This is a genomic window from Pantoea sp. BRR-3P (genome assembly GCF_039621635.1).
GTDB classification, from domain to species: Bacteria; Pseudomonadota; Gammaproteobacteria; order Enterobacterales; family Enterobacteriaceae; genus Pantoea; species Pantoea floridensis.
Genome location: NZ_CP155068.1, coordinates 125,119 through 148,889 on the forward strand (window position 1 = coordinate 125,119; position 23,771 = coordinate 148,889).

31 protein-coding genes and 1 pseudogene are annotated in these 23,771 nt (G+C 51.4%); 12 read left to right on the forward strand and 20 right to left on the reverse strand.

What is annotated here, in order from left to right; genetic code table 11:
• Positions 1–486 precede the first annotated feature (486 nt).
• Positions 487–1,647, forward strand: coding sequence for a diguanylate phosphodiesterase (locus tag AAGR08_RS23450; protein WP_345830896.1), 1,161 nt, complete (start codon positions 487–489; stop codon positions 1,645–1,647).
• A 38-nt stretch (positions 1,648–1,685) separates the two neighbouring features.
• Here AAGR08_RS23450 and AAGR08_RS23455 read toward each other — a convergent pair whose 3' ends face one another.
• Positions 1,686–1,988 carry a hypothetical protein gene (locus AAGR08_RS23455; protein ID WP_345830897.1) on the reverse strand — a complete coding sequence of 101 codons (303 nt, stop codon included), beginning with the start codon at positions 1,986–1,988 and terminating at the stop codon, positions 1,686–1,688.
• 297 nt (positions 1,989–2,285) lie between these two features.
• Here AAGR08_RS23455 and AAGR08_RS23460 point away from each other — a divergent pair, with 297 nt between their 5' ends.
• From AAGR08_RS23460 to AAGR08_RS23470, 3 genes are all read left to right on the forward strand, one after another.
• Positions 2,286–2,450 (forward strand): hypothetical protein, encoded by a 165-nt coding sequence (locus tag AAGR08_RS23460; protein WP_161804883.1) that lies wholly within the window; start codon positions 2,286–2,288, stop codon positions 2,448–2,450.
• A gap of 230 nt (positions 2,451–2,680) precedes the next feature.
• Positions 2,681–2,941, forward strand: coding sequence for a hypothetical protein (locus AAGR08_RS23465; protein ID WP_049852687.1), 261 nt, complete (start codon positions 2,681–2,683; stop codon positions 2,939–2,941).
• An 81-nt stretch (positions 2,942–3,022) separates the two neighbouring features.
• The gene (locus AAGR08_RS23470) at positions 3,023–3,220 is read left to right on the forward strand and encodes a hypothetical protein (protein WP_345830898.1); all 198 of its coding nucleotides are present in this window, start codon (positions 3,023–3,025) and stop codon (positions 3,218–3,220) included.
• Positions 3,221–3,438: 218 nt separating this feature from the next.
• Here AAGR08_RS23470 and AAGR08_RS23475 read toward each other — a convergent pair whose 3' ends face one another.
• The 6 genes and pseudogenes from AAGR08_RS23475 to AAGR08_RS23500 form a co-directional block, all read right to left on the reverse strand.
• Complete coding sequence (locus tag AAGR08_RS23475) at positions 3,439–3,705, reverse strand: biofilm development regulator YmgB/AriR family protein (RefSeq protein WP_345830900.1); 267 nt, start codon at positions 3,703–3,705, stop codon at positions 3,439–3,441.
• A 132-nt stretch (positions 3,706–3,837) separates the two neighbouring features.
• Positions 3,838–4,110 carry a hypothetical protein gene (locus AAGR08_RS23480; RefSeq protein WP_312464204.1) on the reverse strand — a complete coding sequence of 91 codons (273 nt, stop codon included), beginning with the start codon at positions 4,108–4,110 and terminating at the stop codon, positions 3,838–3,840.
• Between the two features lie 102 nt (positions 4,111–4,212).
• On the reverse strand, positions 4,213–4,455 hold the full coding sequence (gene ycgZ / locus AAGR08_RS23485) for a regulatory protein YcgZ (RefSeq protein ID WP_336779080.1): 243 nt from the start codon (positions 4,453–4,455) through the stop codon (positions 4,213–4,215).
• A 283-nt stretch (positions 4,456–4,738) separates the two neighbouring features.
• Complete coding sequence (locus AAGR08_RS23490) at positions 4,739–4,993, reverse strand: hypothetical protein (protein WP_049852692.1); 255 nt, start codon at positions 4,991–4,993, stop codon at positions 4,739–4,741.
• 463 nt (positions 4,994–5,456) lie between these two features.
• Positions 5,457–5,640, reverse strand: a pseudogene (locus AAGR08_RS23495) (general stress protein).
• A 265-nt stretch (positions 5,641–5,905) separates the two neighbouring features.
• The gene (locus AAGR08_RS23500) at positions 5,906–6,310 is read right to left on the reverse strand and encodes a hypothetical protein (protein WP_345830906.1); all 405 of its coding nucleotides are present in this window, start codon (positions 6,308–6,310) and stop codon (positions 5,906–5,908) included.
• Positions 6,311–6,714: 404 nt separating this feature from the next.
• Here AAGR08_RS23500 and AAGR08_RS23505 point away from each other — a divergent pair, with 404 nt between their 5' ends.
• On the forward strand, positions 6,715–6,954 hold the full coding sequence (locus AAGR08_RS23505) for a hypothetical protein (RefSeq protein ID WP_336769020.1): 240 nt from the start codon (positions 6,715–6,717) through the stop codon (positions 6,952–6,954).
• Here AAGR08_RS23505 and AAGR08_RS23510 read toward each other — a convergent pair.
• The 3 genes from AAGR08_RS23510 to AAGR08_RS23520 all read right to left on the reverse strand — a co-directional run bounded on the left by AAGR08_RS23510 (position 6,944) and on the right by AAGR08_RS23520 (position 9,690).
• Positions 6,944–7,258: a hypothetical protein gene (locus AAGR08_RS23510; RefSeq protein ID WP_049852695.1), complete on the reverse strand. Its 315-nt coding sequence runs from the start codon at positions 7,256–7,258 to the stop codon at positions 6,944–6,946. The two genes, AAGR08_RS23505 and AAGR08_RS23510, sit on opposite strands and share 11 nt — an antisense overlap.
• A 379-nt stretch (positions 7,259–7,637) precedes the next feature.
• The gene (locus AAGR08_RS23515) at positions 7,638–9,185 is read right to left on the reverse strand and encodes a methyl-accepting chemotaxis protein (protein WP_345830909.1); all 1,548 of its coding nucleotides are present in this window, start codon (positions 9,183–9,185) and stop codon (positions 7,638–7,640) included.
• Between the two features lie 256 nt (positions 9,186–9,441).
• Positions 9,442–9,690 (reverse strand): hypothetical protein, encoded by a 249-nt coding sequence (locus tag AAGR08_RS23520; RefSeq protein ID WP_049852804.1) that lies wholly within the window; start codon positions 9,688–9,690, stop codon positions 9,442–9,444.
• Positions 9,691–9,921: 231 nt separating this feature from the next.
• On the opposite strand from AAGR08_RS23520, the gene AAGR08_RS23525 reads away from it, so the two are divergent.
• Entirely contained in the window at positions 9,922–10,212 is a 291-nt protein-coding gene (locus AAGR08_RS23525; RefSeq protein WP_049852697.1) for a hypothetical protein, read from the forward strand.
• A 268-nt stretch (positions 10,213–10,480) separates the two neighbouring features.
• Here AAGR08_RS23525 and AAGR08_RS23530 read toward each other — a convergent pair whose 3' ends face one another.
• A complete protein-coding gene (locus AAGR08_RS23530; protein ID WP_049852716.1) occupies positions 10,481–11,149 on the reverse strand; it encodes a DUF3313 domain-containing protein in 669 nt (222 codons plus the stop codon).
• A 121-nt stretch (positions 11,150–11,270) separates the two neighbouring features.
• Between AAGR08_RS23530 and AAGR08_RS23535 the strand changes: the two genes are divergently transcribed.
• The 3 genes from AAGR08_RS23535 (at position 11,271) to AAGR08_RS23545 (ending at position 12,500) form a co-directional block, all read left to right on the forward strand.
• Complete coding sequence (locus tag AAGR08_RS23535) at positions 11,271–11,747, forward strand: hypothetical protein (RefSeq protein ID WP_345830912.1); 477 nt, start codon at positions 11,271–11,273, stop codon at positions 11,745–11,747.
• 81 nt (positions 11,748–11,828) lie between these two features.
• A complete protein-coding gene (locus AAGR08_RS23540; RefSeq protein WP_345830914.1) occupies positions 11,829–12,119 on the forward strand; it encodes a hypothetical protein in 291 nt (96 codons plus the stop codon).
• Positions 12,120–12,197: 78 nt separating this feature from the next.
• Positions 12,198–12,500 (forward strand): hypothetical protein, encoded by a 303-nt coding sequence (locus AAGR08_RS23545; protein WP_345830916.1) that lies wholly within the window; start codon positions 12,198–12,200, stop codon positions 12,498–12,500.
• A gap of 321 nt (positions 12,501–12,821) precedes the next feature.
• Here the strand turns inward: AAGR08_RS23545 and AAGR08_RS23550 are convergent, their stop codons facing one another.
• The 4 genes from AAGR08_RS23550 to AAGR08_RS23565 all read right to left on the reverse strand — a co-directional run bounded on the left by AAGR08_RS23550 (position 12,822) and on the right by AAGR08_RS23565 (position 15,750).
• Positions 12,822–13,439 carry a TetR/AcrR family transcriptional regulator gene (locus AAGR08_RS23550; RefSeq protein WP_049852805.1) on the reverse strand — a complete coding sequence of 206 codons (618 nt, stop codon included), beginning with the start codon at positions 13,437–13,439 and terminating at the stop codon, positions 12,822–12,824.
• Between the two features lie 264 nt (positions 13,440–13,703).
• Complete coding sequence (locus AAGR08_RS23555) at positions 13,704–14,177, reverse strand: ASCH domain-containing protein (protein ID WP_345830918.1); 474 nt, start codon at positions 14,175–14,177, stop codon at positions 13,704–13,706.
• A 50-nt stretch (positions 14,178–14,227) separates the two neighbouring features.
• Positions 14,228–14,515 (reverse strand): GNAT family N-acetyltransferase, encoded by a 288-nt coding sequence (locus AAGR08_RS23560; RefSeq protein ID WP_235440750.1) that lies wholly within the window; start codon positions 14,513–14,515, stop codon positions 14,228–14,230.
• Between the two features lie 632 nt (positions 14,516–15,147).
• On the reverse strand, positions 15,148–15,750 hold the full coding sequence (locus AAGR08_RS23565; protein ID WP_049852720.1) for a DUF2913 family protein: 603 nt from the start codon (positions 15,748–15,750) through the stop codon (positions 15,148–15,150).
• A gap of 397 nt (positions 15,751–16,147) precedes the next feature.
• On the opposite strand from AAGR08_RS23565, the gene AAGR08_RS23570 reads away from it, so the two are divergent.
• Positions 16,148–16,333 (forward strand): KGG domain-containing protein, encoded by a 186-nt coding sequence (locus AAGR08_RS23570; protein ID WP_072093450.1) that lies wholly within the window; start codon positions 16,148–16,150, stop codon positions 16,331–16,333.
• A 673-nt stretch (positions 16,334–17,006) separates the two neighbouring features.
• Here AAGR08_RS23570 and AAGR08_RS23575 read toward each other — a convergent pair.
• Both AAGR08_RS23575 and AAGR08_RS23580 read right to left on the reverse strand, forming a co-directional pair.
• Complete coding sequence (locus tag AAGR08_RS23575) at positions 17,007–17,216, reverse strand: DUF2767 family protein (RefSeq protein WP_049852807.1); 210 nt, start codon at positions 17,214–17,216, stop codon at positions 17,007–17,009.
• 511 nt (positions 17,217–17,727) lie between these two features.
• Positions 17,728–17,949, reverse strand: coding sequence for a hypothetical protein (locus AAGR08_RS23580; RefSeq protein ID WP_345830922.1), 222 nt, complete (start codon positions 17,947–17,949; stop codon positions 17,728–17,730).
• Between the two features lie 1,191 nt (positions 17,950–19,140).
• On the opposite strand from AAGR08_RS23580, the gene AAGR08_RS23585 reads away from it, so the two are divergent.
• Both AAGR08_RS23585 and AAGR08_RS23590 read left to right on the forward strand, forming a co-directional pair.
• Entirely contained in the window at positions 19,141–19,731 is a 591-nt protein-coding gene (locus AAGR08_RS23585; RefSeq protein ID WP_152929145.1) for a hypothetical protein, read from the forward strand.
• Positions 19,732–20,229, forward strand: coding sequence for a hypothetical protein (locus tag AAGR08_RS23590; RefSeq protein WP_345830923.1), 498 nt, complete (start codon positions 19,732–19,734; stop codon positions 20,227–20,229).
• A 51-nt stretch (positions 20,230–20,280) separates the two neighbouring features.
• Here the strand turns inward: AAGR08_RS23590 and AAGR08_RS23595 are convergent, their stop codons facing one another.
• From AAGR08_RS23595 to AAGR08_RS23605, 3 genes are all read right to left on the reverse strand, one after another.
• Positions 20,281–20,484 (reverse strand): hypothetical protein, encoded by a 204-nt coding sequence (locus AAGR08_RS23595; RefSeq protein ID WP_345830924.1) that lies wholly within the window; start codon positions 20,482–20,484, stop codon positions 20,281–20,283.
• 813 nt (positions 20,485–21,297) lie between these two features.
• Positions 21,298–21,582 (reverse strand): hypothetical protein, encoded by a 285-nt coding sequence (locus tag AAGR08_RS23600; RefSeq protein WP_345830926.1) that lies wholly within the window; start codon positions 21,580–21,582, stop codon positions 21,298–21,300.
• Between the two features lie 904 nt (positions 21,583–22,486).
• Complete coding sequence (locus tag AAGR08_RS23605) at positions 22,487–22,672, reverse strand: hypothetical protein (protein WP_049852726.1); 186 nt, start codon at positions 22,670–22,672, stop codon at positions 22,487–22,489.
• Positions 22,673–23,771 lie beyond the last annotated feature (1,099 nt).

Consider the following 23,771-nt stretch of genomic DNA (forward strand, 5'->3'; position numbering starts at 1 on the left):
GTTCTTCTCGTCGTTCAGGCCTGCCCCGGCTCGTGTAAGCTCTTCAGCCAGCATCTGGCTTCGGATATTTCTGTAAGCCGCTTATCGCTGCTGCCAGTCTCAGCCATGCGTCCGAGTTCGGAAATAAGCGAATGCACGCTTATTTCCCTTTCGCCCGGAGCAAGACTCAGTGCCGCTTCGTCAATAATGACGCGCCTTTTCCCGTATTGTTGAATAGACAAATTTATTACCTCTGTTTTACGTTGATGACAGCCTCACGCCACACTTTTGACACCGCTGAATAAAGCCCCCGAAGGATGTTCTGAAAAACCACTATTCCGCAATAATTTATTTTGATTACAAGGCTACGAGTGCGTTAAAAACTATCGTTTCAGACTTTCTGAATGTTTATTCAGCGTCTCATCATGTCCGTTGCCGGTCCGGTTTGAGAAATGGCGGCTGGCTGCTATGGTGCCCGTGACAATCTGTGGCAATACGGAGCCTGAAATGCTTACAACAATAATTTACCGGAGCCACCTCGCTAATGAGGTACCCGTCAGCGTTCTGCCGGGCATGGTGGAGAAGGCCAGCCTGCTGAACGCCCGACATCAGGTCACGGGGATCCTACTCTTTAACGGCACGCACTTCTTTCAGATTCTGGAGGGGCCGGAGGAAGGCGTACTGGACATTTACGGCCGCATCTGCGCCGACCGGCGCCACCACAACGTGGTTGAGCTGATGCGCGACTATTCACCGTCGCGCCGCTTTGGCAACCACGGCATGGAGCTGTTCGACCTGCGCCATCACGACAGCGGCAGCGTGCTGCAGGCGGTGCTTGACCGCGGCACGTCTAAATATCGTCTGACCTATGACGACCGCGGCCTGCAGTTCCTGCGAACCTTCGTGGAAGCACGTGAGAAAGAAAACTACTTTGAGGTCCTGCCCGCCGACTACTGGGACTTCGTGCCGGATGACAATGGGTCACCGGCTGCGGCAGCGGGCGTTACCTTCCGCCCGGTGGTCGATCCGCTCGGCCGTAAGGTCACGGCCCTTGAGGCCCTGCCCGATGACGCGCCGGCGGGGCTCTCCGGCGAGGCGCTGTACGAGCATAATCTCGATGCGGTCATCGGAGCGCTGCACAGGGCCGGCAGGTCATGCCCTGACGACATCATGCTGTACCTCAGCATTCTGCCTATGACGCTGGTTTATGTTCCGGACGCCGTCAGCCGGCTCGTCAGCGCCATTGACAGCGCCGGAATGGTGCCGCAGCAGATCATACTGGGTGTTAGCGAGACGGAGGTCATTTCTCAGCTGGAAGCATTTTCTCAGGCGGTGCGCCAGCTGAAGCAGGCCGGCATCAGCCTGTCCATCGATAACTTTGGTGACGGCTCAGCCGGACTGTCGCTGCTGGCGCACGTGCAGCCTGACCGCGTGCGCATCGGCGCCGGGATCGTTCGCAATATTCACCGCAGCGGCCCCCGTCAGGCGGTAGTACACGCCGTGCTGCGCTGCTGTTCGGCGCTGGAAATTAACGTGATCGCGGCGGGCATTGAGCAGCCGGAGGAGTGGATGTGGCTGGAGGCGGCGGGGGTCACTGATTTTCAGGGCGCGCTGTTCACCGCTGAAGGCGCGGCCGTCGCCTGGCCGGAAACACGGGAAGCCGTCTGAGGCACGGGAACAGAAAGGGGCCCGTGGGCCCCGGATGATTAACAGGCTGCGGCACGCTGAGGCGTGTGCTGCGCGGCCATAACGGCCGCCGGCGCTTCAGCCCTTTCCTGCCGCAGCGTTCTGCCGCGGTTGGCCTTTTCAAGCCAGGTGCGGAAATGCGTCGTCATGACCGCCGCGTGCTGCGCGTCCGGCGTGCGGTAAATCAGCAACCGGCTTTTGGTCTGGTTTGTGCAATCGATGGCATAAATCTCGATGCCGGCTTCGCGCTGCTCGCTTTCAATTGCTGTGAAATGCATCTGAGGCCAGCGGTTCACCTTCAGCATAAACTCACCTAAAATCATTTTTTTTACCTCTTATTGTTTTAAAACCGGTACTCTCTTCACTGGTCCGCCCAGTGTAGAACTGGTTGCAAACTCTGCAAGTGGCCAACAAGACATTAAGCGTAAAGGTTTCGTAATCCCCCTGTTTTCAGCGACGGAGGTACCTCCAGCATGCGCCAGCGGGAGATGTCCGGCAATCCGCCTGCAGGCTATCGCTGCAACAGGGTTTAACGCACAGGAGACGCAGCAATGCTTAGCTAACACAGGCTTACTCAAATCGCCGGTAATCCGGAAAATCATGACGCAGAGGCCGTGGCGATGGCGCAGGAACTCCTGCAGCTGCGTCGCACGCTGGGAATGCCCTGGGCCGTGGTACAGCCGCTGGGCGAACTTTACGTTGAGGACTGGAATGCGGCCATGATCTGGCCGGCGAGCCTGGCGGAGCGCGGCGACGTCTGCCTGTATCGCCTGGAGAAGCCTTAACCGGTGGCGGAGCCCGCACCTCCAGCAGCAAAGCAGCGCGGACGCAGCAAGAAAATGTCCGCGCAGGAGTGAGGCACCGTCAGAGCAGGATACCTCCCTCCCTGGCAGCGTTACCGTGGCGCGTATTTACACTGCGGTGAAAAAGTTTTATGCGGACAGATTACCCGTTCATGTCCAGGCCAGGTGGCTGTGGTAAGCTCTGCGCCCGAAACCTGCTGCCGGATAACCCCATGAAAAATGACTTTGAAGAAAAAATGGCCGACATCATGATTGGCGAGGCCGTAACAGCGCTGCTGGATGAGGACGTGGCCATCAGCTGGGCTGTCCTGACAGACCGCCTGCGCGCGGCGATTGAGCATGAAACGGATGAAGACCGCGTTCGCGCGGGCCTGCGCGCTATCGAAGAGGTCCGGCGGGAAATGCACATTCGCGCCGATGAGAAGACCGGGGTCGCCAGCGCTGACAATCTGTCATCGCAGAAGCTTCACTGAAGTCACCCGGGCCGCCGCTGTATCTGCTGCGGCGCCTTTCAGTTATACTGTACGCTTATCCACCTTAAGGACGGAGGTCATATGAACGATGACACCACCGCCGAAGATATCTACGCCGTTATCGGAACGGTCGTGGCGCGCCTTCTTAAGCCGAACCAGTACCTCACCCTGCACGAAATCACCAGCGCCTTGCACAGCATGGGCGAGTCGGCTGGCGCTGCCGCATTGCGCGAAAATTGCGAACGCGCGGTCAGACTCCTGGCTCAGCAGATGCACTGACCTTCAGATTTATCCCGTTATGACGCGTTTCCCTCGCGCAATAACTGAGGCGTGCCACACTGTTAAAAGTGAAATCTTTTAAACCGGGAGGTGCCTGTGAAAGTCTGGATTGCCGTAACCCTCGCCGCCGCAGTCACCTGCTCCTTGTGGGCTTCGCAGGGAGGATTCGACTCTCCGCCTGCGCTGAATGCCGCGCAGGCTGCGCAGCACAATTAATCTCATAAGGCTTCATCGTCGGGCGTTTTACCCACCACGATTTCCAGCGCGCTGCGCAGCACGTCAAGCTCGTCCATGTCTGAGGTGCTTTCGAGCTCGGCAATCAGGTAAAGGATGATCGCTTTGCTGGTCACCTTTTTACCGTGGATAACGATATCGCGGATGACAGCGTCCAGCACGGCGGTTTCAGCGGCCAGTGCGTCGCCGCCGCTGCGGAAGTGCGGGATGATGTATGCTTCAGAAGTGTTAAGTTTCTCATTAACTTGCATGATGTTATCCGTCAGGCCCTGCGGGCTAATGTGGCCAGGCAAATGCCTGAAATAAAAACGGCCACCCTCCGGTAGCCGCGTCCTGCGGGCGTCCTGCCACTATCCGCTATAAACGGAAATCTCAGCTGAGGCTCAGTGCTTACGACCACTGTCAGGTGAGAGCTCATCATTAAAAGCCAGTATTGCTGCATCACGAGTGTTACTTAATCGTGGAAGAGTAGCTTCAACTTCCTGAATAGCCATCATTACTGCTTCCCGTCGCTCAGCATCCTGTTCAGTTTGAGTCATGGACTTAAGCACGCCAATCAGCCTTACAGTGCTGATGTCATCGTCGCCATCAAGCATAGCTATGACAGCATCTCCTAAAACAGCGTCAACGAGTCTTTCTGGTTTACTTCTTTGCATACCCGCGCCTTATGGTGCCTGTCCTCCGGACAAAGTGCCGGTCGCCCAGTCCGGACGGCCCTTGTATGCATGCTGCGGGGCGTTTCACCTGGAAATTAAAACTTAACGCTCGAACAACATACCGATAAGCGTCTGATAATGACGCTCTTCTTCCTGACTTGATGCCGCTTCAAGGCGGTGTAACAGCTTGGTGCAGATGGCCTTACGGTTGAGGTTCTTGCCCGAGCGCAGGATTTCGCCGACAATCTGCCCAAGGGTTTCCTGTTGGGTCGGCGCCGACGCCTTGCTGAAGTAGTGTGCAATGTCGCTCGCGGCATCCGGTAATTTCGTGACATTCTGACGCATGGTGAACCCCTCAATGGTTAAAATGTAGTCGATTCTGTCTGTCCATAAAGTTATACAATCAAATCAAACTTGTACATTAATTGTGATGCTGTACAAGTTATCTTTTTTTGCAAAAAGTGCTAGCCGTTACTAAACAGTAGCTTACGTGAGTATCAGCGCGCGAATGATGAGTGCGATAATAAAAGGGTTGTACAGCATTAAGAAAGCTATGGCTGGCCTGCGTGTTGCGAGAGACCCTGGAAAGAGGTCCGCCCGGTTTTTGTCCCGAACGGGCGTAAACCCTTCAGTGAACTGAGCCCTGACCCGCTCCGGTAACCCATCTGAGCTCGTCACGGTTACCTGAAGCTGGCATGAACCCGCGGAGCCAGTGTTTCGCCTCTCTTATCTGCACGCAGCGCGCAGGATTTTCCTCGATGGCAGCCATCTCAGCCAGCGCCCTTACAAGCGAGTCAACAGTAATATCCGCATTATTGAGCGCCAGATGAATCACAGCTTCGCCAATAATCAGCTGATTTTCGTTGTGATAATAATCAGGCATGCTCCACTCTCCATCAGCCTTATTACGGTATTTCAGTGTAGCGGTTTAATGAGCTGAAGTACGGTCCGGAATGGTTATTTTCAGCGTTGCACTTCCTTAATGCGAAATAAATTCAGTCCCGTTAAGAAAAAACGCCTTAAATTCATAACCCTGACAGATTATCAGGGGTAAAGCTCAGAAAACACTGAATAAACCTTATGTGGTCCCTGAAATCGTTTTCATCTTTAAAAGTTAAAGTCATATGGGATTTAATCTCAGGAATGGATTTAACACGATTTGAAAATATTGCAGGCCTTCTTAGAGAGATATTGCCTGTAGAAATGCGCAGCTGGCTAGAAAAAATCATGCGATAATTCGTTATAATTAATCTCCGCCGACCCCAAGGAAAATTAGGTAATATTTATTTCCTAATTGAGATCGCCGGGATAAAATTTCACCGCCGGTGCGAATCTGTTTGCCTTAATTAAATTTCAGGTTTAGGGCCCCGGCGGCTGATAAGTCCGCCCTTACGGCCAGCCACGCGTGCGCGACCGGGGCGGTGTTTGAAGTTGCCTCCGCTGGCTGTACCGCCTTTGTTGCCCGTCCGGAGAGGCGCGTGCCGGGTCGGCCGCGAAGTTTCCGGCACCACTGCGCCTTACTGTTGTCATGATATCTTTCTCCAGATAAAAAAATGTCCTTTGTATCAGGCAGTGAAATCCTGCAGGTCTGGTTGATATTCACTGTCCGCCGCGCACATTTTTTCGTAGATACGACGGCGGACACGTGCTGCAGGACGCCTTAATCTGAAATGCGGGCGTTATGAGCCCCCCGGCTTGCTACTCCGGCGATATACGCCAGGCTGTGTGGGCTGAACGGCATGTGACATCCCTCCGGTGGAGAGTTGTTCTGCAGCCGCGTCGTTCCGCATCCGTATTATTTGTGCGCAGCGTTAAGGGGGTGCGTACTGATGACAACCCGTCGTCTCAGGTGGCTTCCTGGCTCGGCGCCCCAGCAGAAGGCGGCCCAGTGGCCGCAGAACGCCAGCCAGCTGCGCACCGGGTGCAGGCAGCCCGACTCGCCTGTGCCGTCCCACACGTATACGTAGTGCTCCGGGTCGCGCAGCGCCCAGGCAACCATCCCTTCCCACATCACTTTTGCCGCGTTGGTCTGCGCGCTGTCGGTAATGATGCTCGACCAGCGATGAAGAAAATGGCAGAAAAACCGGCGCGCCAGGCCGTGCACCGCCACCTCGTGCTGCGGCTGGCGGGTGCGCCATACCATGACCTGTATGCAGGCGCGCTCCGGCGAGGTAAAGTCTTCGGCTTCTTCCAGCCTCACTGCATATGCGGTCTCCGGCTCTGGCTCCTGCGTTATAAGCCTGAACTGTCGCTCTGCTCTGTTCTGCCATAGGGTGTAGCCGAACGGCGTCACAAACCCGGGCAGCGTAAACGGCTCCACGTCGCGGGAAAGAAATGCGCGGGTGTCGGCCCGGTTGGTGTCTTCCGGATTCAGTACCTAACTGAAGCAGGTATCGGGCAGGGTAATGGGCATGCTGTCGTCCGCCGGTATTTTTCTGTTCACTGAGCCTCCCCTTATAACCGGAGCGTTAATTTTATCGCTGAATTGTCTGCAATAACTGGTGGCGCTGTTTAAAGGATGGTGCACCGGTGGATTACTGCTGTACACGCGCCGGTACATCGGTTACTTTGCGCCCGACCTCATTCTTTATGCACGGGTATTTCATGCGACAGGACGGACTACCGCCGGAAAAAGATGCCGGGCTGACTGGCTACTTCAGCCAGGTCACCCACCCCGGCCAGATTGCGCTGCTGGGACGAATCACCGTCGATATCCTGCGTCAGGAACGGCGTCTGACGCGCACAGCGCTTTGCCTTAAGCTGATTGCGCGCCTGGACTGTACCGGCGATGAGGCCGAGGCGGCACACCTTACGGCGCTGCTCCGGATGCTGTTTAATCGCTGAATCCGGAGCGGAGTGCCGGCGCGGCACCGGTTAAGGATTGTCCGTCGAAAGAAGAGAGCGGCAAACGGAATGCCGTGCTGTCCCGCTGTAAATACACCGTCCGCAGATGGCGGTTACAGATAAACCAGACTTCGTCGCGGTCGTTGGAAAGAATGAAATAGGCGTCAGACGTTTCCGACGGGTTAAAGCACCCCAGCGCCCGGTAGGCCGTCGTTAGGCTGAACCCGCTCAGCAGCGGCAATGGCCGCGGGCCGCCCGGCAGCTCTTCTACCCTGAGATACATACCCTCTTCCATCCACAGCATGGCCACCTCCGCAGCGCATCTTCATTCTTCTGTAAAAGTACGGCGCCGGGTACCTCCCGGTGATTCAGGAGGGCTATCATCTGAATTGCGCCTTTGTTTCTGCTATACCTGTGTAGCCTGGCCCTGTCGTATAAAGGGATTCACCATATTAAGAGCATAACTGCTAGTCAGCTTTTATTTACTAACGTCAGGCTAATGTCCACTACTTGCGAACAGCGGACATTCATTTTAAGATTTTGTATTCAATTTCATTTTGCGTTGCATCACCAGTCTTGTCATAAGAGTTGAATTCTGCTCAGCCCCTTCCCTTATGTAGCTTAGCAAAGTGTCCGATTAAACAGCAGCCTATAATTATCCCCACACCCTATTGCCACTGACCTTATACCCTGAAGGCCTCAACCATTCCGCGCAGCGCGTGTGCCTGCTCAGACAGTGACTGTGAGGCAGACGAGGATTCCTCAACCAGCGCGGCGTTAGTCTGGGTTACACCATCCATCTGACTGACGGCAATGCTGACCTGGGATATACCCTGCATCTGTTCGGATGAAGCCAGTGAAATGTTATCCATGGCCTCAGCCAGCTCGCCCACCATACCGACAATTTTCATTATACTGTGCCCTGCATCTGCGGCTGCGACCACGCCGCTGTCAACAACACTTACTGCCTCCGCCATCAGTTGTTTGATGTCATGCGCGGCATTCGCACTGCGCTGTGCAAGCGTTCTGACTTCACCCGCCACCACGGCAAATCCCCGCCCTTCTTCACCTGCCCGGGCGGCCTCCACTGCAGCGTTTAAGGCCAGAATGTTTGTCTGGAAGGCGATACTTTCAATTACGGATGTGATATCTCGCACCTTCGCAGCGCTAACAGATATGGCATTCATTGTGTCTGACACGCGCTGTACATCTGTACCGCCTGAACGGGCAACTTGCGCTGCTTCACGGGCTGAACCCGCTGTCTGCTGTGCACCCGCAGTATTACTTTTCACTGTAGCGGTAAGCTGCTCCATGCTGGCGGCCGTTTCCTGCAGCGCGGCCGCCTGCTGCTCGGTGCGGGAAGAGAGTTCGGTATTACCCTGCGAAATTTCATCCGCAGCAAGCGCCACGGAGCTGGCGGAATCCTTTATCTGAGAAATAAGCCTCCGCAGGTTTGCCTGCATACCATCCAGTGAAGCCAACAGGCTTGTTTTATCATTACCTCGCAGAATTACCTGACTCGTCAAGTCGCCAGAAGCAATTGCTGCTGCGAGTATCTCAGCATCTTTTGGTTCCCCGCCTAACTGGCGCATCAACGTCCTGACTATCATAAAAATGGTCAGAAGAGAGAACAGGACTGAAAGAGTCGTGAGTGAGAGAAGTAAAACGGAAGCCTCACGTACAGATGCGCTATTAACTGCTACCGTATCCCGGCTAAGCTTATTCTGTACATCGGTAAGCCCATCCAGGGCATCGGACAGAGCCTTCTGAGCCGGGCGCGCCGTATTCAGCAGATAGTCAGCGGCTATTTCTGACTGGCCATTGTTCATCCCCATTTTTCCTGCAACTGTCAGTGTATTCAGAGCGACACTGTCTGAGGACAGAATACGGTCTAACGCTGATTTTCCTTCAGGGGAATCGTTATGCATCATGCTGGCAACCAGTTGTTCGCGTTCCTGAAGATACTTTTCATGTAAATCACTGACCTTTTGCCATTCATTTTTCTCCTGCTTAGGGTCTCTGAGAAGAACGATGTCTCTGACTGAAACTGCCATGTTATTAACTGCAGCACGCATGTTCAGGACAAGCGTAAGGCGCCTCATTTTGTAATTTACCGTATCGTCCATGCCTTGCCGGGATTCCCTGAGCGCGTGCAGAGACAGGCCGGTACAGATTAAAAAGCAGACAACCAAAAAACCGTAGCCTGAGAAAAGACGAACCGATATTTTCATTTTTTTTCCTTGTGGGCGGGAGAACAACTTCTTTATCGGCATGGAGCCAGATACTAGTAGCTTTGATGAGTTACGAACTGTTACTACCTCTCTCAGCACAGTTGCTTGTTTGCGAGGCCGCCCGGCTACCGTGAGGGCACGGCGCTTATGCCCGCCGTTGCCGACGCGCAGTAGAGGAGACGGCCATAATGCGGAGCGCAGCGACAGCCTTATTACGTGCGTCAGCGCGGGAAAGGCCGCACGGGGGCGGCTCCCTTCAGCAGCGTTCCTCCCTTGCGGCCAGAATGGTGTCGGCGCAGTGTCGCAGGAAATACCAGCTGAGACTGACGTCTGCATCGAGCGTGGCGTCGGCCAGCGCGATCGTGGCCAGCACCTCCCCGTGCGTCAGCTCCGGCGCCACGTCGTCGAAGTCATCGGATACCCACAGGTGCACCACGCAGGGCGTATCTGGCGCAAAGCGCTGCAGCTGTTCGGCCAGCTGGCCAGTTGTATGAGGTTGATTCATGGTCACTCCGGTTTGCAGGTTGCACGGCATCAGCGCCGTGACGTCACGCCAGCCGGGCCAGTGCGCAGTACGCAGGGTCGAGGGACGAAGCCGCAAGCGCCGCCGGCGCGGACTGAATGTCCCGCGACCGGCGGGGAACGGGTGAGTTACGAGGCGAAGCCTACCTTTCGGACGAAGCGGCCCGGCTAAGGTGAAGTCACGGCGCCGCCCGACGGCAGGGAGGGAGGTTGCATGCACTTTTTAAGGGAGCAATCAGGCACCCTTTATGACGGCGCTCATGAAACGCTGCCGGCAGCCGAAGATATGATGTACACACCCGATAATTGCGGAACACAACAAATGGCCAGAGCCCTTCCCCCGACCTACCTCCCGTTTTCACCTCCCTGCCTGGCAGAAAAGCTCCGTGAAATCGCTGATTTGCTGGAGCAACGCAGCACCTTAATCCGTACAGCGGAGCGCCACTACACCACCGGCAGCCACGGTGAGCCGGTAACTGTTATACACATTGAGGTACGGGATTAGTCTGAATGAAGTTTTAAACAGCGACAGCGAGGGTGAATCCTGCTGACTGACCATTTCACGGCTGCAGTCAAAATAACCAGAGTATCGAAAAAGTGCCTTTCTCTGACCGGCTGCTTTGAGCGAGGAGCGGACATTGATAATTCACCACACCCCTTTTGGCGAGAGGATAGCTGTTGTGAATAATGGCTTAATCCATATCCTGCCAGTGCAGCGATAGAAACACTGGCAGGGCCCTCTGCTCACAGGCCGTGATGTTCTTATCATCGCCTTAACGCAGTTTTTCCAGCAGCTGCTCTGCGCCTTTGTCCACTCCGGTCTCTGCCGCGCTCATTGAGCCAAACGTTGCACCCACGTTCATGGCGTTAGGATACTGCTCCGCCACGTAGGCCAGCAGCAGCTCGCCGGTCGCGGCATCTTTTACCTCCACGGCATAGTTAACGTACCCGCTCATCAGGCCGCGGCCGCCGCGCACTGACTGAACGATGTTATAAGGTCCGCCGGCGAGGTCGAATTTTGTGAAGGTGCCCACAACCTGAGGCGTGGTGTCCGCTCCGGTGAGCGTCAGCTTAAGACGGAGGCAAGGGGCTCTTCCGGCATGGGTATTAACAGTAAACTTCTTCGCCAGCACTTCGGTAAACTTCTTCTGCATGTAGTCTGCCAGATTGCGCCTGTCCTCCTGAGGCAGGTCGTTAAACTGCGCGTCGCTGCCGCCGTAGATTTCGACGGGGTCGATGATAATGCTCCGGTATTTACTCCAGTCAACCGGAGTGGTGTAGCGGAAAGGGATGCGGTCGCTGTCATCAGTCGTATTGGGGGTCATCCGGGATGTGGTTTCAATGCCGGAATATTTTACCGGGGAGGTGGATGAACATCCCGCGGTGGCAACGACGGCGGTCAGGATCAGCGCGCGGGACAGGTTTCTGAAAAGACGGGCCATGAATATTTCTCCGGTTACTTTTTATATAATGAACTGTACGGTGTAGTTATTATGGATTATCATGACCCTGTCAAGAAAATGTTTCAGTTCGTGTCCGTAAATTTCAGCTCAGGAGCGTGGCATGTTTTCCATTTACCCGGGATTTCCAGCGACAGGCTTCACAAACGAGACCTGTCCTCAGCAGGTGATTTCCCGGGCACAGAGGGAAGACGCGCCCGCATTCGTAAATCAGGGGAAAACAGAAAGTGCTGTTTTTACCTGGAGTCTGCCGCTCCGCTATTCCGGCTTTCCGGTCCGGCGGAGGCTGATAAGAATGATGCTGACGCTGCAGAAATGCGGTGAAGCCGGAAGCCAGCGCCGCTGGGAGGCTTTTACGCCGGCGGCTGACTATGTCCGGAGCGTCAATGATACGGCAATGCTCCGCGGAGAGTTGCGCTGTCGGCCCTCCGGCGAAATGGCACACGCCTACCTGATGCTGACCTGGGAGTTACGGAGCGTTATGGCCGGTGTTCAGCAGGATAAAGTGCTGCTGCGCAAAGAGGTCCGGCGAAGAACAGCTGATTTTCTGAGCCGGTATGGGACGGAGGCACGGGTATGAAGGTATTACTGCTCAGGCCATTCTGGCGCTTGTCTTTATTGCCGGCTGGATTCTGAGCGCGTCTGATGCCGGATTTGCCTGATGGAAGGCTGGCTGGTAGCGGAGTCGCTGGGAAATACGCCGCCGCGTCAGTGGATTGTGTATGGCTTCATGCTGACCGCCCTGACGTACGCCCTGCTGAGAACCGCCGGCAACCTCAGGGAGATGTACCGCCTGCGCCAGCTCGGGAAGCGACGGGCCAGGTACTATGCCGTCAGGGTGTGGGGGACCTCATCAGAACCGCTGCAGGTAGTCCTCGTGGCGGAATGCCTTGTCACTGACGCGCTGTGTGCGCTGCTTCTGCGGGCGCTCCACAACGTCACTCTCTGGTGAGAACAGCTTTGGCGGGATCAGTTTATACGGAAGCGTAAGCCATAGCGCTAAAACGGGAATTTAAAAGAGGGCCTCAACGTGATTGAGAAACTGTCAGAGATTAACGGGAATGTCTCCTGGATGGACTGGAGCATGATAAGCATCCTGATTTTATTTGGCACCCTGGTCATAACCGTCATGATTATGTGGTGGCGCGTCATCAGTAACATTGCTCAAGTCGTCCACATCCGGCGCGTTAAGGCCCGCCGCGAACGGAAATATGCCGAAGGTACCTGGGGTGTTCGCCAGAACTCGCTGATGACGCTGCTTATTGCTGAGACCCTGGTGGCTCTGGCCATCAGCGCCCTTATTGTCCTCGTGCTGACAGGGACGTCATTCTGACTTCGCTCAGGCGGAGTGGGTGAAAGGCCCGCCGGAGGGCGGGCTGGAGAGATTCAGATGTGGCTGCCGATGGTAAGACACCCGGAAAGCATCAGCACGGCCATACCGGTCACGAGACTGTAAACAAAACGCATGTCAGATCCTCAGAATAAAGAAACGCAGCCGCTCAGCACAAACGACCCCACGGCAACAGCGGCCACCACTAAAAAACGATTAAGCATTAACGCACCTCGCTCATATATAAACTGTACGTATCAGTTTATATATGAATTAAAAACAGTCAAGCGAATATGCTGAATCTTAAGGGCGGAGGTCGCTCTGTCAACGCGGTGACGCGCCAGCCATGAAAACCTCTACGGCACTTTGCACCATAGCGACGATATCCCCACGGGTGTAAACCGGCATATCGTGCCGGAGAAAGAGCTCGTCCGCTTCGGCCTTCACCAGCGCAGAAAACTGTTTCGCACGCAGGTCGGGGCGTGCAGGCTGCAGGTCACCAGCTTCAATATGCTGCTCCATCAGCGCCGACAGGGCGTTCATGCTTTCCCGGACGCCGGACTCGTAGAAAATATCACCAATGCCGGAATGCCCCGCCTCGCCGATGACCATGCGGTAGAGCTGAAGTCCCTTCCAGTCCGACGTCATGGCGCCCAGCATGCCTTCACCAAATCGCTGCAGCCTCTCAGGCAGGGGGAGATGACGGCTGTCCTGACTGTAAAGATCGTCCGCAGCACGCGTCAGAAAGTTGGTGCCGTAGGCCCTGACGACGGCGTCAAGAAGGCTTTCCTTGGAACTGAAGTAGTTATAGAGCGTGGCCTTGGAGCACTCTGCCGTTCTGGCCACTCCTTCCATTGAGGCTCGTTCGTACCCCTGCTCGAGAAAGACTTTCGTTGCAGCATTCAGGATGTCAGTTCGTTTCTTTTCAGTCAGTGTTCGCATGTGGTTTCTCCCTGTAAACAAGCCAATATTAACAGAACCACACGGTTCATTAAAGGCGCGCATTTTTAGTTTCAGCATCCAAATTGCTGACTTTGAACAGCTGCCTCATAGTTAATGGAATGCAGACTTACAAACGTCTGCTTCTGGCCCAGAGCCGACATGCGCGCGTGGCAACGTCCGCTTTGAGCTCACCGCGATAGGCGGACGTCAAATTATGGCGACAGGTAGGTTCTGCCACAATAAACTAACAACCCTGCCACCAACTTACGCCTCAGGCGGTAAATGGTGGATGACCACGACCTCGGAATCCATCTCTATGCGCGGGTAGTGCTCACGCATCTTTTCCAGCAGTTCGGCATCCGGCCAATCCGTGCTTTTCCCAAGTTTGGCAGCGACGTCAGAAAGCGGCATCCTTTCAACGCGCGTGACCCACACCATGACCGTGTCGGAGGCATCCCGCACGTTTACGTAAAGCATCGGGCCCGGCACAATTTCGCGCTCCCGCCAGCGGATGGTATGAAGTTTCCTGCCTGCGCAAACGTCCGGCAGCAGACGTGGCACAATCTCAAGATTCTGCAATGACATTACCTCCGGCGAAAAAAAGCTCCCCGCAGCGGGAGCCTTCAGCACATACAGCAGCAGTATCAGTGTATACCCCTGGTGAGGCACACTACCGTTATCGGCCTTCTCAGCGGGCACATAAGCGCAGCCGGTATCTTTTTTCCTGGTACCTGACATGCGTCACGTTTTTAACATAAAAGCACTGTTGCGAATCGCTTACGCCCACTTCATACCTTGATGGTGTAGCGGACAAAATCCTCCAGAACAGCCAACCGATCGTAGAGCGCTCGAGTTGGATTGGATTCACGAGTGATCCAGTAAACTTTCGCCCATGATTTTTCCGTAGCTTCGTCCCGGATAGCTTCTATAAGCGACTTTCCTGCTCCTACGCCTCGCTTTTTCTCGTCAACATACAAGCAGTTGTGTTTGATGACAATCAGGATGACAAGCCCGCTAATTGAAACGCACGTTAACTCTCTGGTTGAGCTGTAAAACCGCGCATCCAAATTAAACACGGTCCGGGCTATGATTGATTAAAAAACATACAGCCCCCCTGAACCCCTGCCGTAGTAAGGAAGAACCACATTTATCCACAGGGTTACGGGACAGATATACACTTGTTATGTGGGCAAGAAATGAGTAACTGACCTTTCAGCTATTAGGAGCATGATGGGATTTGATGCAAGGTGAGTGAAAAAAACCACGCAGAACTACGTGCTGTTAGCACCTGAAAATCCTGAATCTTAATTTTTATTATTCACATAATATTTATACATAAGAAAAAGCTAAAGGTTTATCTATCTGAGTCCGATAACAAAAAAGCGACTGCTCCACAGTCTGCCACCATTTAGATGAACGTTTGCAATGCCGAATTTCTTAAGGGCCGTCCTGGCCCTCTTTTTTTCTCAGAATTGAGAATCTCCCGCATCTGCCAACTGTCGGTTGCGTTAGGAACAAAACACGATATTAGTGACTCCCTGGCGACGTCGCTGAGCTTTGTCGCGATGGCGTAAGCGACGCAGGCATCTATTGAGATGGGTTATTGGTATATGTATTCCATCTTAAAAAGCATAACTACCTACCGATAATGCTTCCCTTGGAGAGGAAAACCTGGATGCTGCTCCTGGATTATGCGTTCAGATTTTTGTTACGCGGCGTTAAGATTTTCCGAAATAAGCTGGTACAGTAGCGGGTCCGGCCCAACTACCGGTTCTCGCCGCCAGCCTGAGCGCAGGAGCAGCGTATCAATCACACTCAACTCTCCTGTTATGCGTACAGGCAGAGGGCGTATCTGCTGTCCCCATTCACTGAAGCCGTTATCCAGCACCCTGCGATTAACATAAATACCGGGCACGGACGTACTTAGTTGCAGCTGTCGCCGTCCGTTCCACTCAGACTCGCTCAGCAGCATATACAGCCAGCCATTGAGCTTCATCGCCTGAAGTGCGTGCTGCAATCGGAATAAGTCATTCTGTGCACGAAGCTCGCCACTGCCGGAGCGCCAGAGATAATCGAGCTTACCTGCCAGGTCCGCCTGCTGGCCCTTCTCACGACTCTCCTTCAGAAGCCAGCGGATGTCGTTCGCATGTTCTTTCGGAAAGCGGCACTGCTTTTCAGCGGTAGCAAGCCAACGCGATATAAAAAGGTTTTCCTGCGCCGGCGTGTTGACTAGGCCGTCGCGGCGCGCAATATGAAGGGCTATCAGTCCACACCAGGCAAAATGACTGACGTTAAAGTTAACTTTATCCATGCTCTTCCTGTTGATGCCGAACCGGCATGATTTAACCGTGCTTTATTCAACATTGTAGAGCAGTAATGGTGATCGGTTGAACCGCTGCAGCACTAAAGCAAACGATTGCTATCCTGATAACTGCAGAAAAAAAGGATAAGAAGACATTGAAACAGAAAGATTTTAAGTTATGTATTGATGATGTCCCAGAAATTGTTCCGGGATTTTTCCCGGTATTTGTGAATATTTATTGCTCCGAACCATTTTCTGCTTTCTTCTCTTAATGCTTGCTGATAGCTGTTTTTTTTACAGCTTTACCTGTCTTTGCCTGAATGACATAACCGTAACGGCCTACTACAGTTAGTGATGTGACTAGCTAGTCCTTAAATCTAATGGAACATTGATAAGAGGTCTTCCTATGAACAAACAGAGCTACAGAGGCGGCGCAGGGAATTTTGCTAACAATCCGGAACGAGCTAAAGAAGCTGGAAGCGCAGGAGGCAAAGCCAGTGGTGGTAATTTCAAAAATAATCCTGAAAGAGCCGTTGAAGCGGGTCGGAAAGGTGGCCAAATAAGCCGACGTCCTCCAAAAAAGTCTGAGTAAGGTGCCTTAGGATTTTTTTCGCCATGGATTGGCATGTTTTAATAAACCACCGTCAATTTTTACCGGTATTATTTCATTACTAACAATGCCCATCACAAATATCTCTCTGATAAAAATCATCTTTTTGGGGTGTTATGCATCGTAGATGATTCATGATCCTGTTTAAAATAATTAAGATGCCTGACCTGAACTCGCAATCTAACGCCGACCAGCGGCCCATGTGATGCAAAAATGATTCAGGTAATCGCAGAACTTACTCTATAAACGTATCCAGGTAAGAGCTACTTTAATAGTGCATGAAAGTGTTGTGTGACTAAGATTAAATCATCTACCCCGTAGCCTGCATAGATGGACGCGGTAATCAGCTGCCCCGTCGCCGGGGCTTTTTTTGCATCAAAAATCCAAATCATCTTAGCAAATGATTATCATCAAAAAATTTATTACCAGACTAACTAAGATTGCTATTATAGTGACGGAACACACAGCAAACGTGTTGCTAACGAGATAATTTTACCATTTGAAAGACTTTGAGCCTGCTTTTAGCAGGCTCTTTTGTTACGCTCACTGAAGCTTTAAATAGTAAAAAATTATCAAAATTTAAAGCCTAAGAAGCCGTCACCAATCCGTCATAACGCCAAGAAACTATACGTTTGCGCCAACGACGATAATTATTTTACTTATCCAACACACCCAGTGCAGCTTTCATTGCTTTGATGAGTATCTCCGGCCGCTCGGGGTGTTTCTGTGCTAACGCGGCTCTTAATGCATCCGCGATAACGATTTGTTTTGACTCTTCTCCATGATCATGGAGTATGAAAACAAGATCTCCAACCACACGGCACATCTCATTATACAGCTCATCTAATTGCGTTGAATTCAAAATCCACCTCCCGATCACTATTCATTTAACTAAAAAAGTACATTAATAGTTTATTCACAATTTGATTAAAACTTAGCGGACCTGACCACAGAAATAATCCTTTAAATACTCATTTATCCGTAAAGGATGAAGAATTCCCCTCCCAAACTCCTCTTATATTCTGCGCTTTAATGGTGACGATTCGTTACAGATTGACTGCTAATTATTAAAAGCTAAGCTCATAATTATCATTCGTTCAGTGAATATCGTAAGGGAAATTGCCATGCGTTATCTATTGCTGCCAGCCTTTATGACAATCGTGATAATGATAGTTATATTTCTTATGCAGATTGGCTGGAGCCCTTCCCCTTGGTAAGGGACTCACAAAATGTTTATAGCACAAATTTTTTCCCTGCCAGAATCAGACTCGTCCGTTTGTTGGTTAGTTATACCTTTCTGTTTTCCTTGCTTTAAATTTCTGATTACTGTTGGCAAGTTAGATTTTAGAGGAAAAAAGCCGCTAAGCAGCTTTTTCTTAATCAGACTTCTTTTTCGGTTGCTCGGTAAGTGAATCTATGAACCTTTTCTGCTTGTCATTAAGATCGAGTTTTTTTATTTTTTCAATATCAACAACCTTAGGTTTCTCAACCGGTTCGATTCTGGGTTTTCCTGTAAAGCTGTTAGTAGCATAGGTGACCCCTGTAGCTATAAACCCCCAAATAATAAGACAAAATAAAAAAACCGTAATCCATGCCATTCTTCTCGTGCCCCTCACACTCCATGTCTCCTTCAGTAAAATAGGCAGAAGTAGGACAAATCCCAATAAAGGATAGTTCAGGAAGATGACAATTTCAGATGAAAAAGCTAGAAATCAAGATCATATCGCATCAGTGACAAAGCATTTACTCTGAAAAAATCGAATGAAAAAATGATTCCTCTTCACTGATAAACCGGCACGCGCACCGGTGAAAACCCGACGTTTCTCTCCGCAAGAAGCGAAAGCCACGCGGTGCCATCATCAAAATTATCGATAGAAAGGCTGACAGGCGCCTGATGCCTGTTACGAAAGCGTCCATATGTAAAATGAACTCCGTTCTACTGCCGCCCTGCATTACATGGTCAGGTACCGGCGGCCTTAATTGCGGGGGAAGAGCTGGCTTATGGCGTCAGGAATGACATCGAGCGTCGGGGCAGAGCGCTGACATAACGCGCTACTCCGTCAGGCAAGGACCATCCTGCTTCAGAAACTGCCTGACGCTACGGAGGTCATGAAGGTAACGCTCTCTGCTTGGTTGTAAATCGGGTATGGCCTTATGGCCGAGACCTCGCGCCCGGGCGGATGGAATAATTGGCCGCTTTACGCACCGGCGTTACGACCTGGTAAGGTACAAAGTCACAGTAGCTGGCGGGCGTCAATTCTAAAAAGTTTTCTTTCTCGCGGGCTTGCATAAAGGTTCTGAGGAACTGCAGGTCCCGGTCATCCCACGCCCGCCGAGGTGCAGGGCGAACAGTTCCGGATCAGCCTGTCCCTGCCCCTTCTGCCATCATCGGGGACGCCTGCCGTTGAATGCAGAAGCCCGCTATTCAGGATTCTGACTTGATCATCTGCGGAAACAGAAACACTGATGTGTACCGGATAACTGCAGGGACACATATTTTTTGTTAATTTTCAGAAAATATTGAGGCAGTTGGTTCCCAAAGAAGCTATTTGTTAAAGAATAAATAATAAAAAAATCAGTGCTACCTTTTGCCAACCTTTACCAGGAAACTGATTCTGACAATGATTAAGTGCTCCCGAATAAAAACTCAAATACTCACGTTGACTTCAACTGAGCCTGGCAAAGATCAACCCAATCTAACCCGCATCCTCGTAGAGTCATGGCTAGAACATGGACATTCGAACTTATGGACCCCTTCCGCAGTCACGTTTAATATCCGTTGGCACATAATGGTACCGGGATATAACCTGCTTAAGCCTGGCATGGTCTCGGCAGTTTACCGCCCGGGAACTTTCTTTCGCCCCGGCAAGCTGGAAATTGCTCCTGAAGGCCTGTCACTAACACCACACCTGCGAGGGCAAGGCATGGGCACCTGGATCATGATGAAGCTGGTATGCTGGGCCACGTCACTGCCTGATCGCACGCAGATAGAACATATCCGGACTGTATTTATCGAGAATGACCCGTCCAATCTCATAAGGCAGGATCTTTTGTTCGAAGGTGCGGGATTCCGTTTTGGCAAAGCACTTGAGAATGGTACCCGTGTATCAGAGAGTATGACAGTCACCTCACTGATTCAAAATTATCGATGGGTAAAAAAAGTTATTGTAAGCGTTCCGCACTATGCGCTCTTAACGCTCCCGTGCACGGAAAACTTCAGTCCAGAACCAGAATCTGAGGAACCTCATCTTTTCAATCTAATACAGGGGATGATAATCGGGCGAAGTTTTTTGCACCTGATCACACTTGTTGTTTCACTGCCGTTTCTTGCGCTTAGCCACTTCACAGAGTGGTTAATATCGCGGCTCGATGGACGCTGAATGCTTATTAACGACTTGAACGGTGGACACCCTTATATGCAGCATCAGGTTGTTGGTAAAGTGCTCCGCCTGCTGCCAGTGTGGTTCACGGTTTTACTCCTGGTTCAGTTGCTGTTATTTAATGCTTCAGCAGAAGACCGATGCCATTTCAATGAAGCAGTCTGTAGTGTCAAGGCGATGGAGGATAATTACTGGTTAAGGGCAACCTGTGACAATGATGCCGCGCTGATTGTATCGCTCGAAGCGCCATCAGGAGCGCTCCAGGATGTGAGAAATGGTGCATACGAGAGTTCAGGAGGCTGGATTCGATCAGGAGACGCCCTTAGCGGGCATATAAATATACTTTATGCGCACACACCAACTTTAATGCTTGAGCTCTTCTATGACAGACATGGGGTGCTCAGCTTACAGGGCCTCAGGGTTGATGGTGAGTTGATTAAATTCCCCACTACGCGGGTCAGGCAGTGGGCAAGATGGCATGCGGGAAAATGCAAATAATCAATAACACAGGGAGAGCAGTCATGATTACCTTTTCTGATTACTTCATTTTTACTCAGCCAGTATTACCCGCGAAGAGTGTTCATCGCTTAAGAGCAGGTGTAACGTTGTTACAAGCAATAAAATCAGCCTGCCAATATTAGCAGGCTTGTTATTAACAAAAAGAGCAGCACCCGGCCCGAGCGCATGTTCAACGTTCATCGCTTCTTTACGGATATCATGAAAATGGGTAAGTTCACACTTTGCATTCGGCACGTTCTGTTCCTTAAGTTGCATTGCATAGGTTCTAACGCTAAGAATGTAACCTCTCCAAACGTCAGTTCCCACTAAGGAATTTTTCTGGTTGCCGATTTCAAAAAATTGGTAATCCGGTATAAACGCCTCATGGAGCAGTGAGGCCGGCAGGCATAAAAGTTACAAACGAATATGATTTAGTCTGGTAGAGTGCGGTTTGAAGTCAAACTTTTATAATAAAAGCGGGAGCCTTGCAGGTATTACAAAATTTATCCCGGCTGCGTTTATGTTGATAAAGAACTGGCCAAAAAATTAATGAGTCTTCCCTGGCCATAAACCGACATTGCGTTTGCTGCTGCGTATATTTATGGTTCCCCCGCGGGTATCATTGTTCCCGTGAACAACTTGTGGCGGCCTTGCGCTATGACGCTTTCCTTTCAGGCCAATGGCATTTCGGTTCATGCTGACTCCGGCACATTCTGTGCTAAATACACCATTGTTTTTTAGATTATTTTAAAACGTTATTTTTCGATAATGACGGAGGGTATATGGTCTTCAGGGGGGCATTATAACCACGTGATAGGATTAACTCCCTGGGTATTTTGAATAGTGACCAGAGGTAGTACTGTCAGGTTCGTCAATTAAACCATAAAATAAACCCATTTAACTTTCAAACAGCCTGCTTACTTTAACTGAATAGAAAAAAAGCATTCATTAAAATTATTTTTGTAAGCTAAAAAAAAGCCGCGCAGACTGGCGCGGCGGAGCAATGAGGAGTTTTTTAAGATTATAATCATTAGAATTCTGCACATTTTAGTATGCTATCGGTCATGGTCAAGTCCCAATGAGTTTCTTCTTCCGAGGCCTACGTAACGTGGCCTGACAGGACGCTCTCAATTTATCCTGTCGCACATTTTCATCATACCCCTCAATTAAAGAATGGCCCTGCTCAGTCAGGCGGTAACGATTTTTCTCCCTGAGCCAGTCTTCAGAGTGAAAGTATTCAGCGAGCCCAGATGATACAAGTTCCTCGCGTACGATGGGCTTGACCCATGCCGGGACGGAGCCTCTTTCCTTTAAAATAGACAGCAGCCGAAAATGTTTCGGGGCCAGTTTCATCACTTCCTCCCTGCTCACATTTACTTCATAGTCGAGCGAGCGCACAACGACTTCAATCAGACTAAGGGCAAAGTATTCAATTTCGGTCCATTCTTAATATGAACCAAGGTCCCCTGAACACCGCCGCGCAAAATGGAAAAATGCGTGGTTCTTCACATAATGATGCGTGGATGCGGACTATGCCGTGAGCGTAACCGCAGGGTAATACCGCCGAATAGAATTACGACATGGCTCACGATCATCATCACGGCGCGCGCGGTGATGAAAACATTAAGGGCATTCTTAGAAAAAAAACGACGCCAAGCCGAGTGGCTTTCGGGGTACCGGCAATCTATCGCCTCAGGGCAAGGTGAAGCTATAGCCCATCGGACGATTGCTCTCGTTAAGATACACGGCAGGCGAAGAAGCAATTGCTTTATGAAGCCTTACAGGGGCAAATATCAGGGACCGTTACCGCCACAAAAGTGACTATTGTCAACTACAATGTTGCACCCATCATCTTCACGCTCAATTTGATCTACAACCCTGAAAAATCCTGCTCCCGTCTGTAATTTTGTTATATAAGCCACACTTCAACACTGTTGTGCTCATTCCCTGCTTCACACGTATGTCCCACCTCCGGCAGAATGCGTGACAGCCTTTTGCAAGCATCCTGACTTGTGCACTTTAAAGGGCTCCAAAAAAAGGGCCTGTACAGGCCCAAATGCTGCTCACTTAAGCAATAAATTGCCTATGTATACAGGTGCACTATTTATGGCGACCGATCCGCGCTTAACTGTCAAGCAATAGCCCGTTCAGGCCCCGCAGGATCGCGTTCATTTGGCGCTCAGATGCTTACAGCCCGGCGCCTTAAGTTATTCTAAGCAATAGGAAAAACCTTACCCGCACATCGGCGGCGGCGGATTCATCCGGGCGCGTATTTCTGTTCATAGCGTTCAACATCGCGTTCCGCATCCTCCACCTCCGACAATAGCGCGGCAAGATCTGTTACGCCAGCCGATGGATTACGGCATGCGCGCCGGTAGCGCAGCCGCAGCGCCACCAGGCGAATTAAGGATTCACGATAAGGCGTGGCGCCTTTTCTCATCATCTTATCTCCTTCAGCTAGTCTGACTGCGACGCTGACCGAGCCACTAAGTTCTGCACAGCGTTCTCCTTTACCTCGCTCGTCACGCCCATAAGTCGCGGTTCGTGAAGGGCTAAGTTATATCTTCTGCACCGCACGGGCAGGCTCCGCCCCCCTTACTCTGCGCCAGAGTACCGCCGAACGGACCGCCGCAAAAGACGAATGCTTCCAGATGAACTCACATTCGAGATCGAACTCGCAAACCCGGTTCTGAGCTCGTTTGCCAGAATATCCACTTTAAGCACCTCACGCAGTACTCACAAGATATGCTTTGCACTCTCGGACACATATAATCCGCGGGAACTGCATTGAGGATTATTACCCCGGCATTACCGTAGCAAAATAGGGGCCATATTTTCTGATGGCTTAATTCCGCCCCCGTGCGCATCCCGCCCATGTGTGTGAGACGCGGAATGCCAATCGTTACCCTTTTATTTTGTAATGTATACTTTCGCAATAGCGTGGTTTTTTTCTGATGCGCTTACTAAAGCCGGTAATCAGCATCCATATCGGCTTGTGCGAGATCAGTGACGCGTGAGCCTGAAGCAGGCGAAGGTTAAGACCGCATAACCCAACAAGCGCAGAGCGAACCATTCATGGGCAGCCATTCGCTGACGCCAGTGCTCTCCAGCACACGACCTATCTGGACTTCCGCGTTTTCCAGTCTGTCTAATGACGGAACACATATGTGCAAAACCACCAATGGGTCACGCGCTAAAAGTTTAGTTCGATACAGCAGTGTTACTGGCCATGCATGGGGATTGCGATATGCAAAAGCGTCACCAGAGCGACTTATCTCATGATTTTGTGCATAATGAAAAAGAATCTTTAAAAAGGTCGGTAGTTCATCGGGTAACCTGGGAAGCTGTGTCAGTAATTCATTAAGGCGCTTCCTGCCACCGATACTTTTTTTAATTCCATATTGGAAAATATTCTTAAGCGGTTTTTATATTTTATTTTACGCTAAAAATAGCGTGGATATATGAATACAGAAGATATCCCGTTGTTTATCTATCGTAATTATTGCTTGCGGAAACTTTCGTTCCTCTTATTCTGACAGTTA

Coding starts and splice junctions, on each gene's coding strand:
- AAGR08_RS23450 (WP_345830896.1), top strand. CDS start 487: ATGCTTACAACAATAATTTACCGGAGCCACCTCGCTAATGAGGTACCC.
- AAGR08_RS23455 (WP_345830897.1), bottom strand. CDS start 1,988: ATGATTTTAGGTGAGTTTATGCTGAAGGTGAACCGCTGGCCTCAGATG.
- AAGR08_RS23460 (WP_161804883.1), top strand. CDS start 2,286: ATGGCGCAGGAACTCCTGCAGCTGCGTCGCACGCTGGGAATGCCCTGG.
- AAGR08_RS23465 (WP_049852687.1), top strand. CDS start 2,681: ATGAAAAATGACTTTGAAGAAAAAATGGCCGACATCATGATTGGCGAG.
- AAGR08_RS23470 (WP_345830898.1), top strand. CDS start 3,023: ATGAACGATGACACCACCGCCGAAGATATCTACGCCGTTATCGGAACG.
- AAGR08_RS23475 (WP_345830900.1), bottom strand. CDS start 3,705: ATGCAAGTTAATGAGAAACTTAACACTTCTGAAGCATACATCATCCCG.
- AAGR08_RS23480 (WP_312464204.1), bottom strand. CDS start 4,110: ATGCAAAGAAGTAAACCAGAAAGACTCGTTGACGCTGTTTTAGGAGAT.
- ycgZ (WP_336779080.1), bottom strand. CDS start 4,455: ATGCGTCAGAATGTCACGAAATTACCGGATGCCGCGAGCGACATTGCA.
- AAGR08_RS23490 (WP_049852692.1), bottom strand. CDS start 4,993: ATGCCTGATTATTATCACAACGAAAATCAGCTGATTATTGGCGAAGCT.
- AAGR08_RS23505 (WP_336769020.1), top strand. CDS start 6,715: ATGCGACAGGACGGACTACCGCCGGAAAAAGATGCCGGGCTGACTGGC.
- AAGR08_RS23510 (WP_049852695.1), bottom strand. CDS start 7,258: ATGCTGTGGATGGAAGAGGGTATGTATCTCAGGGTAGAAGAGCTGCCG.
- AAGR08_RS23515 (WP_345830909.1), bottom strand. CDS start 9,185: ATGAAAATATCGGTTCGTCTTTTCTCAGGCTACGGTTTTTTGGTTGTC.
- AAGR08_RS23520 (WP_049852804.1), bottom strand. CDS start 9,690: ATGAATCAACCTCATACAACTGGCCAGCTGGCCGAACAGCTGCAGCGC.
- AAGR08_RS23525 (WP_049852697.1), top strand. CDS start 9,922: ATGCACTTTTTAAGGGAGCAATCAGGCACCCTTTATGACGGCGCTCAT.
- AAGR08_RS23530 (WP_049852716.1), bottom strand. CDS start 11,149: ATGGCCCGTCTTTTCAGAAACCTGTCCCGCGCGCTGATCCTGACCGCC.
- AAGR08_RS23535 (WP_345830912.1), top strand. CDS start 11,271: ATGTTTTCCATTTACCCGGGATTTCCAGCGACAGGCTTCACAAACGAG.
- AAGR08_RS23540 (WP_345830914.1), top strand. CDS start 11,829: ATGGAAGGCTGGCTGGTAGCGGAGTCGCTGGGAAATACGCCGCCGCGT.
- AAGR08_RS23550 (WP_049852805.1), bottom strand. CDS start 13,439: ATGCGAACACTGACTGAAAAGAAACGAACTGACATCCTGAATGCTGCA.
- AAGR08_RS23555 (WP_345830918.1), bottom strand. CDS start 14,177: ATGTCAGGTACCAGGAAAAAAGATACCGGCTGCGCTTATGTGCCCGCT.
- AAGR08_RS23565 (WP_049852720.1), bottom strand. CDS start 15,750: ATGGATAAAGTTAACTTTAACGTCAGTCATTTTGCCTGGTGTGGACTG.
- AAGR08_RS23570 (WP_072093450.1), top strand. CDS start 16,148: ATGAACAAACAGAGCTACAGAGGCGGCGCAGGGAATTTTGCTAACAAT.
- AAGR08_RS23580 (WP_345830922.1), bottom strand. CDS start 17,949: ATGGCATGGATTACGGTTTTTTTATTTTGTCTTATTATTTGGGGGTTT.
- AAGR08_RS23585 (WP_152929145.1), top strand. CDS start 19,141: ATGGTACCGGGATATAACCTGCTTAAGCCTGGCATGGTCTCGGCAGTT.
- AAGR08_RS23590 (WP_345830923.1), top strand. CDS start 19,732: ATGCTTATTAACGACTTGAACGGTGGACACCCTTATATGCAGCATCAG.
- AAGR08_RS23600 (WP_345830926.1), bottom strand. CDS start 21,582: ATGAAACTGGCCCCGAAACATTTTCGGCTGCTGTCTATTTTAAAGGAA.
- AAGR08_RS23605 (WP_049852726.1), bottom strand. CDS start 22,672: ATGATGAGAAAAGGCGCCACGCCTTATCGTGAATCCTTAATTCGCCTG.